Origin of the sequence: Petrotoga sp. 9PW.55.5.1, from assembly GCF_003265365.1 — a bacterium.
Lineage (GTDB): Bacteria > Thermotogota > Thermotogae > Petrotogales > Petrotogaceae > Petrotoga.
In genome coordinates this window covers 1-17,659 of record NZ_AUPM01000062.1, presented here as the reverse complement: position 1 = coordinate 17,659, position 17,659 = coordinate 1, and the positions used below count along the sequence as shown (strand labels likewise).

At 30.2% G+C, this 17,659-nt stretch carries 14 protein-coding genes; 6 read left to right on the top strand and 8 right to left on the bottom strand.

Translation table 11 applies throughout. The features are described 5' to 3' along the window. Positions 1-20: 20 nt before the first annotated feature. Genes PW5551_RS09165 through PW5551_RS09135 form a run of 7 tightly spaced genes read right to left on the bottom strand, consistent with a single transcriptional unit; the run spans position 21 to position 6,134 of the window. On the bottom strand, positions 21-551 hold the full coding sequence (locus PW5551_RS09165; RefSeq protein ID WP_113075475.1) for an NUDIX domain-containing protein: 531 nt from the start codon (positions 549-551) through the stop codon (positions 21-23). Positions 552-575: 24 nt separating this feature from the next. Then, the gene (locus PW5551_RS09160; protein ID WP_113075485.1) at positions 576-986 is read right to left on the bottom strand and encodes a cytidine deaminase; all 411 of its coding nucleotides are present in this window, start codon (positions 984-986) and stop codon (positions 576-578) included. Then, positions 964-2,325, bottom strand: coding sequence for a hemolysin family protein (locus tag PW5551_RS09155; protein WP_113075474.1), 1,362 nt, complete (start codon positions 2,323-2,325; stop codon positions 964-966). The genes PW5551_RS09160 and PW5551_RS09155 overlap by 23 nt, the downstream gene beginning before the upstream one ends. A 29-nt stretch (positions 2,326-2,354) precedes the next feature. Next, a complete protein-coding gene (locus tag PW5551_RS09150) occupies positions 2,355-3,251 on the bottom strand; it encodes a YitT family protein (RefSeq protein WP_113075473.1) in 897 nt (298 codons plus the stop codon). A 25-nt stretch (positions 3,252-3,276) separates the two neighbouring features. Further along, positions 3,277-4,404 carry a molecular chaperone DnaJ gene (gene dnaJ / locus PW5551_RS09145; RefSeq protein WP_113075472.1) on the bottom strand — a complete coding sequence of 376 codons (1,128 nt, stop codon included), beginning with the start codon at positions 4,402-4,404 and terminating at the stop codon, positions 3,277-3,279. Between the two features lie 2 nt (positions 4,405-4,406). Continuing rightward, positions 4,407-5,087 (bottom strand): nucleotide exchange factor GrpE, encoded by a 681-nt coding sequence (locus PW5551_RS09140; protein WP_113075471.1) that lies wholly within the window; start codon positions 5,085-5,087, stop codon positions 4,407-4,409. A gap of 39 nt (positions 5,088-5,126) precedes the next feature. Continuing rightward, complete coding sequence (locus tag PW5551_RS09135) at positions 5,127-6,134, bottom strand: HTH domain-containing protein (protein WP_113075470.1); 1,008 nt, start codon at positions 6,132-6,134, stop codon at positions 5,127-5,129. 129 nt (positions 6,135-6,263) lie between these two features. Between PW5551_RS09135 and PW5551_RS09130 the strand changes: the two genes are divergently transcribed. The 5 genes from PW5551_RS09130 to uvrA all read left to right on the top strand — a co-directional run bounded on the left by PW5551_RS09130 (position 6,264) and on the right by uvrA (position 14,227). Continuing rightward, complete coding sequence (locus tag PW5551_RS09130) at positions 6,264-7,766, top strand: UDP-N-acetylmuramoyl-L-alanyl-D-glutamate--2,6-diaminopimelate ligase (protein WP_113075469.1); 1,503 nt, start codon at positions 6,264-6,266, stop codon at positions 7,764-7,766. Beyond that, entirely contained in the window at positions 7,766-9,046 is a 1,281-nt protein-coding gene (murF, locus tag PW5551_RS09125) for a UDP-N-acetylmuramoyl-tripeptide--D-alanyl-D-alanine ligase (protein WP_113075468.1), read from the top strand. Before PW5551_RS09130 ends, murF begins: the two co-directional genes overlap by 1 nt. Continuing rightward, on the top strand, positions 9,043-9,987 hold the full coding sequence (locus PW5551_RS09120) for a phospho-N-acetylmuramoyl-pentapeptide-transferase (protein WP_113075467.1): 945 nt from the start codon (positions 9,043-9,045) through the stop codon (positions 9,985-9,987). Before murF ends, PW5551_RS09120 begins: the two co-directional genes overlap by 4 nt. Then, positions 9,984-11,279: a UDP-N-acetylmuramoyl-L-alanine--D-glutamate ligase gene (gene murD, locus PW5551_RS09115; protein WP_158526176.1), complete on the top strand. Its 1,296-nt coding sequence runs from the start codon at positions 9,984-9,986 to the stop codon at positions 11,277-11,279. The genes PW5551_RS09120 and murD overlap by 4 nt, the downstream gene beginning before the upstream one ends. Before the next feature lie 110 nt (positions 11,280-11,389). Beyond that, positions 11,390-14,227, top strand: coding sequence for an excinuclease ABC subunit UvrA (gene uvrA, locus PW5551_RS09110; protein ID WP_113075465.1), 2,838 nt, complete (start codon positions 11,390-11,392; stop codon positions 14,225-14,227). Positions 14,228-14,290: 63 nt separating this feature from the next. Here uvrA and PW5551_RS09105 read toward each other — a convergent pair whose 3' ends face one another. Continuing rightward, on the bottom strand, positions 14,291-16,639 hold the full coding sequence (locus PW5551_RS09105) for an HD domain-containing phosphohydrolase (protein WP_113075464.1): 2,349 nt from the start codon (positions 16,637-16,639) through the stop codon (positions 14,291-14,293). Positions 16,640-17,079: 440 nt separating this feature from the next. Between PW5551_RS09105 and PW5551_RS09100 the strand changes: the two genes are divergently transcribed. Then, a complete protein-coding gene (locus PW5551_RS09100; RefSeq protein WP_113075463.1) occupies positions 17,080-17,472 on the top strand; it encodes a hypothetical protein in 393 nt (130 codons plus the stop codon). Positions 17,473-17,659: the final 187 nt, after the last annotated feature.

Below are 17,659 nucleotides of genomic sequence, written 5' to 3'. Positions count from 1 at the left end.
TTTATCCTCCAAACAATTATTTAAAATATTATATACTTATAAAAAGCACAGATACTCTTAGAATCTGTTATCTGTCCATTTTTTATCATTTCTTTCATTTCTGAAATAGACACTTTTAAAACTTCTACAAACTCATCATCGTCAGGGTTTACCCCCACATCAATAAGATTTCTTGCACAATATAAATGAATTTTCTCTGTAGAAAAACCGGGAGTAGTATATATATAACCTAAATATACCCATTCTTTTGCTTGCATACCAATTTCTTCTTCTAATTCCCTTTTGCCACATTCTAGAGGGTTTTCATCAGGTGAATCAAATTTACCTGCAGGTATTTCGATCAATGCTTTTCTTATTGGAAATCGATATTGCTTCACAAGATAAATATTCTCATTCTCATCAATCGGTAGTACAGCTACTGCTCCGGGATGATTAACGACTTCTCTTGTTGATGTGTTTTTATTTGGTAATTCTACATGATATTTTTCCAAATTTAATATTTTCCCTTGAAAGATCGTTTCTTTTGATAGTTCTTTTTCATTAAGGTCCATTAATGTCTACTCCTTGATAGAATTTTAATATTTTTCTTCTAAATTCTCTGGTCCAAAGGCTTTTGGTAAGAGTTCACTTACCTTTGTTTTTTCGATTTTTCCATCTGTATTTGCTAAATAAACATCGAACTCACCGAATTCTCTCATTACTTGCCTACATGCACCACATGGAGCAACCGTTCCTTCTCCTTGTGCTACAACAAGTAAAGCTTTAAATTTTCTCTCTCCTTTAGAAACAGCAGAAAAAATAGCGTTTCTTTCGGCACATAAAGATAGTCCATAAGAAGCATTTTCAACATTACATCCTGTGAAGATTTTCCCATCTTCGGTCAATAAAGATGCCCCTACTTTGAAGTTTGAATAGGGAGCATACGCTTTTTCTCTGACTTTTTTTGCCTCTTCTAGCAGTTTCTCAATCGTTTTTTTCTCTTCCATTATTTTTATCATCTTCCTTTTCTTCGTTGTTTACAAAATGCCGGGGATGTAACGTTATTTTAACCTTGTCTATTTTGTTTATAGTCACGGACACTATTTCAAATTCGAAATTTTCTAAATAATATACTTCTCCCGGTTTTGGAAACCTCCTAAACATTTCTAATAAAAAACCACCGATTGTTTCAAACTCAGTTTCTGGAAAATCTATATCTAGCTCTCTTTCTATATCATTGATAGGTGTTGTTCCATCAACCAAAATAACGTTTTCTCCTATCTTTGTTATGTTTATTTCATCACTCTTGTCATCGTATTCATCAAATATTTCTCCGGTCATCTCTTCTATTATATCTTCTAAAGTAACCAGTCCTGCAGTTCCTCCATATTCATCTACAACTATGGCCATATGAGTATGGTAACTTAAAAAAAGCTTGAAGACGTCTTTTATTTTCATAGTTATTGGGACAAAAAAAGGTTTATGCATTATTTCAATTACCTTCATTTTTATAACTTTTTCTAATTCTTCGACCTCGTCAATTTTTTTAAATATATCTTTTGCGTACACTACTCCTATAATATTATCAAGCGACTCTTTATAAACAGGGATTCTTGAATAACCTTCTTCATTAATTATTTTTATCAATTCTTGTACGGTTTCCTGATCTTCTATAGCAATAATATCAACTCTCGGAGTCATTACTTCTTTTACTGCTGTTTCCCTCATTTCCAAACTTCTTTGCATCAAATATTTTTCGCTTTTTTCTATTACGCCTTCTTCATGACCAATATCTAGGTAAGATATGATTTGATCTTCAGTGATTAGTGGTGGTGCATTATGAATTGTTTCTCCTCCAAATAATTTTATGAAAACATTGGAAATATTAACCAGTATCCAAACAATGGGTGTTAAAACTTTATTTAAAACATTAATTGTTATAAAAGTATAATCAAAAAATCTTTGAGCATTTTCTCTTGCATAAACTTTTGGAGTTATTTCCCCAAAAATAAGTATCAATATTGTCATAATAGCAGTAACTATTCCTATAGCACCACCTTGAGAAGTAGGAATGAGTCTAACCGCAAATACAGTTGCAGTGGATGTTGCTAAGATATTTACTAAATTATTCATTATGAGAATAGTAGTTAAATAATGATTGGGATTTTCTATAAAATCTTTGTATTTTTTTCGCTTTTTCTCATCTTTTTCCTCATCCAACAGCTCTCTTATCTTATATCTTCCAATACTTGTTAAAGCAGTTTCAGATCCAGAAAAAAAACCAGAAAGGAACAACAATATTATTAAAAGAATCAAAGATCCCCACAAACCACTGGGATCATCCACGATTCATCATCTCCTTAGTATTTTTAATTTTAAGATATCTTTTTGAAACCATACCCAATTGCTTCACTATTCGGCAAAATAATAATAAATGCCTTTTGATCCAAATCTCTAATAATCCTTTTTAGTGTTCCGATTTCAGTTCTTGATACTGTAACCATGATTACATTTTTTTCTTGATTAGTATAACTTCCAACACCCTTTAAGTAAGTAACTCCACGATCTAAAACGTCGTAAATTTCTTTTTTTATTTTATCATAATGTTCACTTATCACCAATACAGTTCTCGTTGATTCAAAACCGTCTATAACTCCATCAATTGTTTTTGCTGTTATGAAGATGGCAATTATTCCATACATTGGTAAAAGTGGACTAATTAAAATTGATGATGCTGTTATTAGACTATCCGCGATCATTAATCCTGTTCCTATAGTCAGAAATGTGTACTTATTTATAATCATAGCTATTATATCTGTTCCACCAGTTGTTGCACCTTTCCATATAACCAACCCCATCCCAAAACCAGCTATCAAAGCTCCATATATAGAAGCAAGTAATGTTAGTTCCATTCCTGAATTACCGCTTGTTTGAATCAAGCTAGGTATTAAATTGTCTAATCCCAATGCATGTTGAAAAAAGTCCGTTGTAAATGATAATAATGCAGCTGAATATATACTTTTTATTCCAAATCCTAGGCCTAAAAGCCAAAATCCAATCAAAAAAAGAATGATGTTGTAAATAAACATTTGTGCTCCAACCCACCACCCAAAGAAATTATTCAAAATTATTGCTAATCCACTAACTCCACCAGCAATAATGTTGTAAGGAATCATGAATAGAACTAGTCCCAAAGCAGTAATTAAGGTACCTAATGTTATAATAATGTAATCTTTTATAACTGATTTCCCTTTTTGTGTGCCAAATTTCAATAATCATACCCCCAAAAGCAATTAATCAACATGTGTTTCTTCTAGTAATTGCTTCAGAATTTTTTTTCTCTTTTCTTGAAGGTTTATTTATTATCACATTTATTCTAACATACAAATCCCCTCTTTTGCCTCCACCTAATTCCGGAAGACCTATATTTCTGAATCTTAAAACTGTCCCGGGATTTGTTCCTTCAGGAATTTTTTCTTCTATATAACCTTCTAAAGTTGGAATCTTAATTGTACCTCCTAAAACCGCTTTTAAATAGCTGATTGATATCTCGGTTTCAAGGTCTGATCCTTTTCTAATAAACCTTTCATCTGGCAAAACTCTTACTTGTATAATCAAATCTCCATATGGTCCTCCATATTTACCAGCATTTCCTTTTCCTCTAACTTTCATAGTGTAATTATCTGGAACTCCTGCTGGTATTGTGACTTCTATTCTCTCCCTTTTTGTAACCTTACCAGAGCCTGCACAGTAAGAGCATCTCCTACTGATTATTTTTCCTACCCCATTACATGTTGGACAGGTATAGGTTCTAACAAAACTTCCAAAAAAACTTTTTTGTTCCTCCCTTATTACTCCGTTCCCGTTACATCTAGGACAAGTTTCAAAACTGTTCCCATTTTCGGCTCCAGTCCCATTACAGTGAGAACATTCTTCATATCTAGTATATTCAATTACTTTTTTAACATCATACAAAATTTCTTCCAACTTAAGAGTAACGGCAACATGAATATCGTCCCCTTTTTCTCTAGCAAAATTTTTTCTAGAACTTCTGGACCTTCCTCCACCAGTACCAAAAAATGTATCAAAAATATCTGAAATATGTTCTCCCATACCAAAGCCGTTCCCGAAAAAATCTTCGAAGATATCCCCTGTTGAACTTCCTCTTTGCCCTGATCCAGCATACGCCGTACTTTCATCAGGAACGAATCCTAAGTTATCGTATAATTTCCTTTTTTCTGGGTTACTCAAGACTTCGTAAGCTTCTTGAATCTCTTTAAATTTCTGTTCAGCTTGTTCTTTATTCTCTCTATGCCTATCAGGATGCCATTCTTTGACTTTTTGCCTATATGCTTTTTTAATTTCTTCTTGGGTAGCATTCCTATCAACACCTAATATTCTATAATAATCTTTTCTTTCAGCCATAATTAATTACCACCTTCTTTAGAATCAATTCCCTCCGTACTCTTTGTTGTTTTATCATCCTTTGGTTCACTTTTCTCACAAGAAGAATCTTGATCCTTTTCTATATTTTCTTTAGGTTTCACCGCAACTATTACTTTAGCAGGTTTTATTACCTCACCTTCTATCTTGTAACCTGTTGTTTGTACATCATATATACTATACTCTGTTACTTCATTCGTTTCATATTTATCAATAACTTCATGTTCAAAAGGATCAAATGGATCTCCTTTTTGTGGGATAATAAATTTCATTTTCAAAGAATCAAAAACCTTTACCATGTCTTTATAAACCATTTCAACTGCTGATACAAACTCTGGTTCATCTTTATAATTTAAAGACAATTTGAGTTTTTCAAAGGGTACTAAAAATCTTTCTAATACTTTTTTCTTAGTATTATACATCAAAATCATTTTTTCTTTTTCTATCATTTCTTTGTAATCTTCGAATCTTGTTTTTAAATTGTACAAACGCTGTTTGTATTCATCTCTTTCTTTTTCTAATTCTTTTACTTTGTTTTCAATATTTTCTTTAAATTCTTTAATTATATCTTCCTCAATATTTTCTCCATTTTCGTTAGTTATTTTTTCTCCTTCTTTTATTTCTTTTTTTTCATTACTTTCAACCTTTTTGTTCCTCTCGGCCATTGAATTAAACACCTCCCAAAGTGCTAACTAATACAATTATTATAAATTTTTTGATATAATTTCAGATAACCTTGATACATATTCTCTTAAAATAACATAATTTTTTTCATAATCACAATATTTATCTGTAATAAAAAAAACTTTTCCTAGAGGATGACTATTCATGTTATAAGTTGTATAAAAAAATACCATATTTTTTAATGCTTTTGAGTTAAAATCTTCTCCGAAGGATATTTTAATATCATCTGAGAAATCTAGATTTTTTAATATTTGTTCTTTTATTCGATCATTTTCAACCATTAAAGCTAGTGTTTCTATTGCATTTATATCAGGTTCGCACTTAGCTATAATCTTTTCTAGCCCGCTTATTATATATTTTTTGCGGTTAAACTCAGATGTAATTTGTTCTAGAATTTCCATAAAATTCGTAATTCTTATGTCCTCAATTTCAAGTTTCGGAGCAGAAAGAATCATGAACAAAGAATAAAAAGTTTTACCAATTAACCCATTGTTTAAAACTGTCTCAAGCTCTTGAGAAGGAGGCAAGCCGTATATTTCGACAGCTCTAGATACTACTAAACCTAAATTAGTTAAAACAGTTATTACATTATTATTTTCCATTAAAGGTGTAACTGTTACCCGTTTAATATATACATATTTAGGATTAGGATATTCAAAGATCACAAGCCCTTCTAAAGATTTAGAAATCAAATCCGCTAAACTTTGAAACATTAGATTCAGATCATAAAATTTATATTTTTTGGGTATGTCGATATGAGTATCTTCTTGATTATAGGCTTCCTTAATCATCTGAAAGTATATTTTTAAGGCTGAATCTGTTGGAATTCTACCACCACTTGAATGTTGCTGATAAACAAAACCTAGCTTTTGAAGTTTTTGCATATCGTTCCTTATTGTGGCGCTACTAGCTTTTATTTTGAACTGTTCTAATACCTCATCTGAACTCACAGGTTTTTTGTTTTTTATGTATAACTGAACTATATATTTTAAAATTTCTTTTTGCCTATCATGAAGTATTTTAGACATTTTATCACTCCTGATTGTTGAGTGCTAATAATATGATATCAATAATTATACAGATTGTCAAATATATTCTATTACTAAATTATGAATAAAATTTTTATTATGAATCTTCTAACTGGGAGGCTATGTTTTATGGAAATTAAACCCGATAAATTAATAGAATTATTAGATGGTAATATTGTAAAAACTTTTATAAAATCTAAAAAAATAAAAATTGCTGGAATAAAAGATAACAGTGAATTAATTGACAAAGACGATGTTTTTATAGCCTTTAAAGGACATACCCTTGATGGGCACGATTATATTTCATCTGCGATTGAAAAAGGCGCCTCATTAATAATAGCTCAAAATGAAAATAAAATTCCAAGTAACTTTACCAAAGATTATATAATAGTAAAAGATATTAAAAAGGCTGCTGCGGTTCTCGCTCATCAAATCTATAATATTTCAACAAAAGACTTCCAAATTTTTGGGGTAACTGGGACCAATGGGAAATCCACTACAGTCTCTTTGGTTCATCATATACTTCGTAAAAATAATAAAAATTCAACATTAATAAGTACTGTAGAAATAAAAATTAATGATGATATTATTAAAGAACCCTATAACACTACTCCTGGAATTGTCGAGTTATCTCAAATTTTAAAAATCAGCAAAGAAAAAAATATTCAATACATTAACATGGAGGTATCTTCTCATGCGATTGCACAAAGAAGAATCGAAGACACTAAATATGATATTATTTCCTTTACAAATATTACAAGAGATCATTTAGATTATCATAGTAGCTTTGAAGATTATATAAATACTAAGTTATCTTTGGTTAACTATTTGAAAGATGACGGGGTTATTATTATAAACAACGATAAGTTGGATAAAAATATTTTCGTCAATTCTGGGAAGAAAGTAATAACATATGGCTTTAATAAGGGTTCTGATTTTGTGTTAGAAAATTTTCAACAAACAGCAAATCAAATGAGATTTACACTAACTTCTCAATCTTTTGAAAAATATGAAATTCGCTCACAAATGGTTGGAAAATTTAACGTTTACAATATAACTAACGCTTTTATCATAGCTTATCTTCTTGGAATAGATAAAGATGAAATTGCTAATGCAATATTTTCTTTTAAGGGAGTTCGGGGAAGATTTCAAATAGTTCCCAGCAGTTTAAGCTTGGGTTTTACTGCTATTATTGATTTCGCTCATACCCCAGATGCTCTAAATGAAGTTTTAGAAACAGCTTCCACCTTAACAGACGGGAGAATAATTACTGTTTTTGGTGCTGGGGGCAACGCAGATCAAGGTAAAAGGAAAATTATGGGTGAAGTAGTGAGTTCTAAATCTGATGTTATAGTCTTAACTAATGATGATCCTAAGGATGAAGACCCGGAAAAAATAATTGAAGAGGTTTCTAAGGGCATAAATAAAAACAAACATTTTATCGTTATTTTGGATCGTGAGACAGCTATAGATACTGCTTTGAGATTTGCCAACAAGGGAGATATTGTAATAATTGCCGGAAGGGGCCATGAAAAGTATCAACTCTTCTCTCATGGAAGAAAAATTCCATTTGATGATTTCGAAGTTACAAAAAAACTGATAGAAAAATTAAAAAGGAGTTTAGGAAAGTAATGCTTGAAAAGTTAAAATATGAGGGATATAAATTTAAAATAGACTCCCGCAAACTAGAAAAGGGAGATGTTTTTTTGTGTTTAAAAGGAGAAAAAACAGATGGACATAATTATATAGACGATGCTTTAAGCAAAGGCGCTTCATATATAATAGTTGATAAGAAGATTAATGATTTTTCTAATAAAAAAATAATTAAAGTAGACAATGTATTAACAGAAATGCTTTCGTCTAGTTCAAAAATAATCAATCAAAAATCAAAGATTAAAATTGGAATTACTGGTTCAACAGGAAAAACTACTACAAAAGAGTTTTTATTATACCTTTTATTGCCTTTTTTTAAGACTTTTAGAAATGAACTAAATATGAATACAGAAATTGGTATACCTCTTTGCATTTTGAACGATTACAACGATGAAGAAATTGTAATTTTAGAAGAAGGGTTACAAAAAATAGGCGATTTGGAATATCTTTCAAATTATTTCAACTATGATGTTGCTATTATTACCAATGTCGGTTCTTCTCATTTGAAATATTTAAATACTATTGAAACCGTGGCTAAAGAAAAGATGAAAATTACAAATAAAATGGAAAAAGGGCTTTTAATAATAAACGGAGATTACCCAATATTAAAAGATTTAGCTCCTCCTCAGTTAAATATACTCACTTTTGGGAAAAATAAGAATAATAACGCTGTTTTAGAAAATTATGAGTACAACGAAAATTTCACAACAACCGTTTATGCTAAATTATTCGATGAGGATGCTATGTTCACTTTCAACGGATATTGGAGTGAAGGACAAATTCTTGACTTACTTTCTTGTTTACTATTTTTAAGGTACCTAGATTTAGCAATAGAACCTTATTATCTATCAAACATAAAAGTTCCACCAGATAGATTTCAAATAATTAAAAGAAATAATTTAACTATTATAAATGATTCATATAATGCCTCATATGATTCTTTTAAAAGTGCTTTTGAAAGTATAAAAAAAATGAATATATTTCCAAAAACTATTATTATGGGAGAAATTAAGGAACTTGGAAATTACAGCGAAGAATATCATAAAAAAGTAATCGAAGAAGCTTCAAAAACATTCGATGTAATTTATTTTTATGATCCTCATAAACAATTTTCATATTTAAATGATCCCAAACTAGAATTTTTTGAAGATTTATCAAATATAGCTAAATTTATACAAAATTCTAAGGGATTGCTTTATATAAAAGCCTCTAACGCCACAGGAATAAACAACTATATCAAAGAAAGGGGATTATTTTGAAAAACTTGACATTTTATCTCTCATTAATATCTTTTATAGTGCTTGTTTTTGCATATCCTGTATTTATCAAATATCTTAAGAAAAAACAATTAGGTCAATATATAAGGCAAGAAGGACCGGATCTTCATAACTACAAACAGGGAACTCCTACTATGGGGGGTATTTTATTTATATCAGCCATATTTTTACTAAGTATTTTAACTTATTTTATTAATCAAGAAAAAGTGTTTCTTGTTGTAGGTATTTCTTCCATTCTTTTTGGACTAGTTGGATTTATTGATGATTACTCTAGTATAAGAAAAAAAGATTCCACTGGTTTAACTGCATTACAAAAATTATTATTTCAGTTCATAGTTTCTTTTTTTGTAGTATTGATAATTTTACGATTGAACCCTCATTCTTCACTAAAATTGCCTTTTGTAGATTTTGAATTAAATTTTGGTTTTTTCTACCCTATCTGGGGAATAATTTATCTTTCTGGGATGTCCAATGCCACAAACTTAACCGATGGGATTGATGGTCTCTCAGGGGGAATATACATTAGCTCAGTTTTATTTACTGCTATAGTAGCTGGAATTGAGATTCAGAATTTAGGTGTTTTAATACTTCCAGTAATAGCATATCTCCTTTTTAACATTAAACCTGCCAAAATATTTATGGGAGATACTGGCTCTCTTGCATTAGGAGGCATTTTGGGAGCTTTAGCTATTTATTACTCTATAGAAATATTCACTGTTTTTACATGCTTTATCTTTATTCTAGAAATGTTTAGTGTGATTATACAAGTAACAAGTTTCAAAATCAGACACAAAAAAGTTTTTTTAATGTCACCAATTCACCATCATTTTGAATTAAAAAAATGGAGCGAAGAACGTATAGTTTTGACATTTTGGACAATAAATTTTTTAACTGGGATAATCGCTTTAGGAGGAGTTTTGTGAAAATATGTTTAGTAGGTTACGGAATAAGTAATAGAGAATTACTTAAAAAACTAATAAACACGAATAACGAGTTAGCTGTAAGCCAAAATAGACCCTTTGATCAAGAAGATATAATATTTTTTAAAACAAATAAAATACAATATGAAACTCAACATGGTGAGTTATTAAAAAGTTGTGATTTAGCTATAGTAAGCCCAGGAATAACTCCACAAAGTGAAGCTGCAAAAATTATTTTCAATAATAATATAAATTACACAACAGAGATTGAGTTTGCATGGGAAAAAATAAAGACAATTAATAAAAAATCCCTATTTGTTGGAATAACAGGTACTGATGGAAAATCAACAACAACCTCCCTCATCGGACATATATTATCATACCTTGACCCTCTTACCTTTGTTGGAGGAAATATAGGTAAGCCTTTAATTCAAGCAGAAGAAAACTTAAATTACTACGTCATTGAAATTAGTTCTTTTCAGATATTTTGGTCTAAAATACTATCTCCTGAGATTTCAGTATTGATAAACCTAGCTCCAGATCATTTAAATTGGCATGAAAACATAGAAGATTATTATCTCACAAAAGAAGCTCTTCTTAAAAGAACTTTAAAAGTTGCCGGAATTGCTGTTATAAACGAAGAATCTTTAAAACTATTAAACTTTGAAAAATATCAAAGAAAATCAAGTTTAATAACTTTTTCAGAAAATATGTTTAAAAACAATACTGTTTCGTACTTAGATAAAAAAATAAAAGTGAAAAATAAATTATTTGATTTGAATATATTTAAAGAGGATTTAGTAGCAGCAGTAGTTACTACGCTCAATTTAGGGGTATCTGAAAAATTGATAGAAGATGCCATCGCTTCTTATAGCTCTTTAAAATACAGATTACAATTAGTAACCACTAAAAATGGTGTGAATTATTATAACGATTCAAAAGCAACCAATTCGCATGCCGCTTATAATGCCTACAAAAGTTTCAGAGGGAAAAATTATATAGCGATATTAAGTGGTATCCCAAAAAATGAAGATCTTACTCTTTTAATTGATGAATTAAAAAATCACGCTAAAAAAATTTTGGTTTTTGGAGAAATGCAAAAAGAAATAATAAAATATCACTTAAACGATAAATTTATCTTCAAAAATAATTTAGAAGAGGTGTTTTTATACATTTTTGAAATTGCTCAAGAAGGTGATAATGTGGTTTTCTCACCGGGAGGTGCTAGCTTTGATATGTACAAAAATTATGAAGATAGAGGAGAACATTTTAATAGGTTAATTGGATTAATATAAACTTCTTCATGCATATTAAAAGATAAATGGATTTCTCTTACCGTTAATTTTTTAGCTGTATAATATAAATGTTGAAAGTGATTATAATTGAATCATCGTGGAGGTAACATATGGATAAATGGATTAGAATAAAAGGTGCTCGGGAGCATAATTTAAAAAATATTGATGTTGAAATTCCCAAAAATACTCTTTCTGTTATAACAGGTTTGTCGGGGTCTGGAAAATCAACCCTGGCACTTGATACTATATACGCTGAAGGTCAGCGAAGATATTTGGAATCTGTATCCTCTTATGCCAGACAATTTTTAGGAAACCTAAAAAAACCCGATGTTGAATTAATTGAAGGACTTTCTCCATCGATTGCCATAGAACAAAAATCTGTAAGCCATAACCCCAGATCAACTGTTGGAACTATTACTGAAATATATGATTATATCAGAGTATTATTTGCAAGGGTTGGAAAAGCTTTTTGCCCCAAATGTGGAACCCCCCTTGAAAGCTCAACGGTTGATGAAATTGTTGATAATATATACAAAAACTTCGAAGAAAATGCACGATTATATATATTTTCACCAATAGCAAAAGAGAAAAAAGGAGAATTCAAAAAAGAACTTCACAACATGAAATTATCTGGGTTCAAAAGAGTAGAAATAGATGGAGAAATTTTAGATCTAGATGAAGTGGAATCTCTTGCAAAAACCTATAGACATAATGTAAATCTCCTAATTGACAGGGTGAAATTAAGAAAAGATAATTTTGAAAGAATATATGAAGCAGTCGAACTATCTCTGAAAGAAGGAGACGGTTTTGTAGAGATACGAGAAATGGATGAGGATGAAAATGTTATTTCTGTTCAAACTTATTCGGAAAACCTTGCATGTCCAAAATGTGGATACAGTTTCCCGGAAATAAATCCTAAATTATTTTCTTTCAATAGCCCTTACGGAGCCTGTTCTGACTGTCATGGATTAGGATTCAAATTGGAGGTTGAACCTGATTATATTTTTGATATTAATAAATCTTTAGAAGACGGTGCAGCATTGAATATGGGGAAAGATACCTTTATGGTAGGAATGATGAAAGATGTTGTTAGAAGTTTGGGAGAAGATCCTTCCAAACCTATAAAGGATATGGATCCTAAAGTTTTGAGAACTCTGCTATATGGAACAGACGAGGAGATAGATTTTTCTTTTTCAAAAAGAAACGGAGATACATATGATTTTACTAGAGAATTTGAAGGTATGGTTAATTGGTATGAAAGAAGATACAGGCAAACAGACTCTCGGGATATAAAAGAATGGATAGAAAGAAATTTTATGATACAACAAACCTGCCAAACTTGCAATGGTAAAAGACTTAGAGAAGAAGCTTTAAGTGTTAGGATAGATGGTTATAATATTTTTGATTTAACTGAGATGCCTATAAGTCAAGTAAAGATTTTCTTCGATACTTTAAAACTAAATGACTTTGAAATGGAAATTGCTCATGAACTTTTAAGAGAAATAAAAAGAAGGCTAACTTTCTTAGATGACGTTGGTCTAGATTATCTAACCCTTGGTAGAAATGCCACTACACTTTCAGGAGGAGAATCTCAAAGAGTAAGATTAGCTACTCAAATAGGTTCTGGGCTAACAGGTGTTACATACGTCTTAGATGAACCAACGATAGGTTTACATCAAAGAGATAATGACAGACTCATAAATACCTTAAAAAAACTTAGGGACCTCGACAATACAGTTATAGTTGTTGAGCATGATGAAAACGTGATAAGAGCCTCAGATTATATAATAGACCTAGGAATTGGTGCAGGTGTTAATGGAGGAAAAGTTATCTTTCAAGGTGAAACGAAAAAACTTTTAGAAAATAGTAGTGAATCTCTAACTGGAAAGTATTTAAGGGGAGAAAGAAACATTGAGATATTAGATAAGAAAAGAATCGAAAAAAATAAAAAATTAAAAATAATTGGTGCAAGGCATAATAACCTAAAAAATATTGATGCTGAAATTCCCTTGGGAAAATTTGTTGTTATAACAGGTGTTTCAGGGTCTGGTAAATCATCGTTGATTATGGACACCCTATATCCTGCTCTCCAAAAAGAATTATACAACTCTAGGGTAAGACCCGGAGAGTTTGACGAGATAGAAGGGCTAAAATACATTGATAGCGTTATATCGATAGATCAAAGTCCAATAGGAAGAACCCCTAGAAGTAACCCTGCTACATACACTGGAGTATTTGATTATATTCGTGATGTTTTTGCTTCAACTCAAGAAGCTAAAATTAGAGGATATGATAAAGGTAGGTTTTCTTTCAACGTAAAAGGTGGTAGGTGCGAAGCATGTAAAGGCCATGGAGTATTAAAAATAGAGATGCAATTTTTACCAGATGTATACGTAACTTGCGATGTATGTAAAGGAAAAAGATACAACAAAGAAACTCTGAAAGTAACTTACAAAGGAAAAAACATTTCTGATATTTTGGATATGACAGTAGATGAAGGTTTGGAATTTTTTAAAAACTTGCCTCTAATAAAAAATGTCTTAGAATTACTTCAAGATGTAGGATTAGGATATATTAGACTCGGCCAGCCAGCGACAACTTTATCTGGTGGAGAAGCCCAAAGAATAAAATTAACCTCTGAGTTAAGAAAAAAATCAACTGGAAATACCGTTTATATCCTAGACGAACCTACCACAGGACTTCATTTTGAAGACATAAGAAAGCTGATAAAAGTTCTTAATATTTTAGTTGAAAAAGGGAACACAGTAATAGTAATCGAGCATGAACTCGATATAATCAAAAATGCAGATTATATTATAGATTTAGGACCTGAAGGAGGAGAAAAAGGAGGATATATCGTAGCAGCGGGAACTCCAGAAGAAATTGCTGAAAGTGGAACTTATACAGGGTACTACTTACAACAAGTTCTATCAAAAATATCGTCATAGTTCCAATAAAAAACGCCCTAAAGGCCCCTTTTTTACTATAGCAAATATTAAAATCAAATTTAATCAATCATTGAATTTATCATAAATTTCCTTTATTTCTTGGTTATACTTTTCAATTATTGATAATAATCCCGGATTAAAATGTTCGGGTTTTGTACGCTCATCCCCATTTAATATTATTTCAATAGCTTTTTCATGGGAAAACGCTTCTTTGTAACTTCGCTTTGATCGTAATGCATCGTACACATCAACGATACCTATTATTTGTGCTTCTATTGGTATTTCATTTCCTTTTAACCCAAATGGATATCCACTTCCGTCATAATGTTCATGATGATACATAGCAATCTTCCTTGCTGTTTCAAAATACTTCCCCTCTAATAATTCTCCAGAATAAATAGGATGTTTCTTTATTTCTTCCCATTCTTCTTTCGTTAATTTTCCTCTTTTATTTAATATTATAGGAGAAACTAATAACTTTCCAACATCATGAAGAGGGGAAAATCTTTTTATTCTTTCAACATCTTTATCATCTAACCCAAACTTTTCCGCTACAAAGGCAGACAGTTCGCTAACTCTTGTTAAATGTTTTTTGCTGTTCTCATCGTGAGATTCCGCTAATACAGCAAATTTTTGTGCGAAATTATTGTAAGTAACTTCTACCTCTTGAGTCTTAATTTGGTTTATTATAAAAAGCTTCCCTATATTTAGTAATGAATTAAAGGAATTAATAGACTCTTCTGAAAATTCTTTCTCACTTTCTTTTTTTATATCAAGAGCCATACCTAAGTATATATCTTCATCAACTTTAATTGTTTTCAAAATAGTTTGTTTTATAGGTTTAGTATATTTACTCATTTCTTTTTCTAATTTTTCGGGCATCCTTTTAATATTTTCATTTTGGATATTTTCAACAATCATTGCTTCTTCGCTCCAAACGGAGTATTTTCTTTTTAAAGGAAGTGACTTTAAACCCTCTATATCATGACCAATTGCAGTTATAAAATTCCATTCTTCTCCTTCTATAATAGAAACACTTCCATAATCTGCTTCTGGTATCTGTGTGATCATCGCCTTTAAAAATTCATAAAAAAACTCTTCCTTTGTGATCCCTTCATTACCCAATTTGTTAAACAATTCTAATAATTTGAATATTTTATTGTTCAAATTTTCTATTTTCTTATAATTATCCTCAATTTCCTCATTTTGAGCTACTATTTCTTCATTAAATGAAGTCAGTTGTTGATTAGCAGCTCGAAGTTCCTCGTTCTTATTCTCTAATATCTTTTTTGTCTTTCCTAGTTCACTTATATATTTTTTTAGCCTCGAATTTTTCTCTTTTAAAATATACAAAAATACAATGGAAATAGGAAGTGTTACAATTATTATCCAAAATAATATTGGATTTTCTTCGTAAAAAGAAGTTGGCTTGTTTATTATAATAGAATCTTCTGGTAGATGATTTATAGGTATTCCCCATCTTTGAAGTTCTAAATAATTAAATATATAATCGTTTTCTGGAAAGTAAATTTGTGGTACATTTTGCATATAAATTCCATTCAATAGTTCTAAAACAATTTCTCCCGCTTTTTCTCCTTGCTCAAAAGCCTTTAAGATTTTACCACCTATTACCTTATAATCTAAATAATCTTCCACAGAAGTATAAATTGGAAGTATATCAATTTCCTCAATTATTTTCCCAATATCTTTATATTCGTAGAAGTAACCATTAATATCTCTATTAAAAGGTAAAAAAAGAGCTATTGAATTTGGTAAAGGATTGTGCAAATTATTTTCTATTTCCTCAACAGAATCAGTAATAAAAATAAAATTAATATCTGAAAACATAGGTATAATCGTTTCTTCCATTTCTTTTTTTACTAACTGTCCTGCTTTTGTGTAATTATCCAAAACAACATAAACATTTTTGGTGTTGGGATGTAATTTCAAAGCTATTTCTATTGTATCTTTTATATCATTTCTTTCAACTATTCCCCTAATAAAATCGTATTTTTCAAATTCGTATTCTTGATAATAATTTATCCCACAATAAACTACAGGGGTATTAAAAAAAAGTTCTTCATGATTTTCTAAAACAAAATCAAAAGCGTCATTATCTAAAGTTACTACAGCATCAAATTCATAATCTTCATACTTTCTTTTTATATAATCCTTAAAAAGTAAAAAATGTCGTTCATCATTAAAACGTTTACTATCTAAATATTCAACATAAATTTCAATATCATCTTCTTGAGCTAAAACTGAAAATAATCCTTCCATTTCTCTATCAGACCAAGAAAATCCAGAAGAATACGAATTTAAAACCAAAACCTTATTTGAAGAAGCAAACAAAGAGATATTGAGTGTTATAACAAAAATTAATATAATCAAAATATATTTGATGTTATTCATAATCACAAGGCCTCCATTTTCCCTGATTCATAAAAAAATGGAATAACTTCATCGTTGTCAATATATTAATTTATAATAATTATATCACTTTTGAACTGTTTAATAAAAAAATTAGAAAGACTCAATTTGAACATTCCCATTTAGAAATTATCGATGAAATTAAAGTTTTTATTAATAAATCAAGTTTTCTCCCCATTAACAATGATCTATATAAATATCGCCAACGTAGATTTTCACTAGGAGTAATCTGATTTTATTAAATTATGGTATAATATTTATAATTTTAAAAATCAGAGGAGGAGATTCATATTTCTAAATATGCGAAATTTCATTCTGCAGCTATTGATTATGTTAAAAGCTCAAACTTAATTCACGATGAACATGTCCATCAAGAAATTATTTTTTGGATTAATTTCAATGATACCTCAAAAAACATTTTTTTGGAAAAGTTAAAAGAATGGGATGAAGAACTTAATCAAACTATTGGTGAGTATCTTGAAAATTTTGATTTATCAAAAGAGGTGGTTCCCATTTCATTTCCCTTGAATGTAAACAGTGAAGATGAATTGGATGACATCATGAGTTTCTTACTTGATTTACAAAAAACGTCAGATCTTAAAGCTTATTCTGTAGTTACTGAAATAACTCTAGAAATGGAAGATGAAGATGAAGAAGATGTTTGGGGAAATCCGGCTGTATTTAGTGAGGATAGAGAAGGAAATTGTTTTCTTACTGTCTTTGATTGGGAAGCAAATGAGATTGATGATCTTTCAGGTGCATTCGAAAAAGATAACTTAGATATAGAAAATTTAAGGTTGCCTTTTTTCAAATAATAAATTAAATACTGGATTAGAGTTTGAGTTTGATAGCCTTAAGTCCATTTTCATTCCACTTTTTGAAGGGTAAATGTAATAGAAATTCCCCTCTTGAGAGGGGTGTCAGACTGAAAGTCGTGACGGGGTGTGGTACATACAATTTGCTAAAAGCAAATTAAAGAGTGACTACCCCGTCTGCAGCANA

Coding starts and splice junctions, on each gene's coding strand:
- PW5551_RS09165 (WP_113075475.1), bottom strand. CDS start 551: ATGGACCTTAATGAAAAAGAACTATCAAAAGAAACGATCTTTCAAGGG.
- PW5551_RS09160 (WP_113075485.1), bottom strand. CDS start 986: ATGGAAGAGAAAAAAACGATTGAGAAACTGCTAGAAGAGGCAAAAAAA.
- dnaJ (WP_113075472.1), bottom strand. CDS start 4,404: ATGGCTGAAAGAAAAGATTATTATAGAATATTAGGTGTTGATAGGAAT.
- PW5551_RS09140 (WP_113075471.1), bottom strand. CDS start 5,087: ATGGCCGAGAGGAACAAAAAGGTTGAAAGTAATGAAAAAAAAGAAATA.
- PW5551_RS09135 (WP_113075470.1), bottom strand. CDS start 6,134: ATGTCTAAAATACTTCATGATAGGCAAAAAGAAATTTTAAAATATATA.
- PW5551_RS09130 (WP_113075469.1), top strand. CDS start 6,264: ATGGAAATTAAACCCGATAAATTAATAGAATTATTAGATGGTAATATT.
- murF (WP_113075468.1), top strand. CDS start 7,766: ATGCTTGAAAAGTTAAAATATGAGGGATATAAATTTAAAATAGACTCC.
- uvrA (WP_113075465.1), top strand. CDS start 11,390: ATGGATAAATGGATTAGAATAAAAGGTGCTCGGGAGCATAATTTAAAA.
- PW5551_RS09105 (WP_113075464.1), bottom strand. CDS start 16,639: ATGAATAACATCAAATATATTTTGATTATATTAATTTTTGTTATAACA.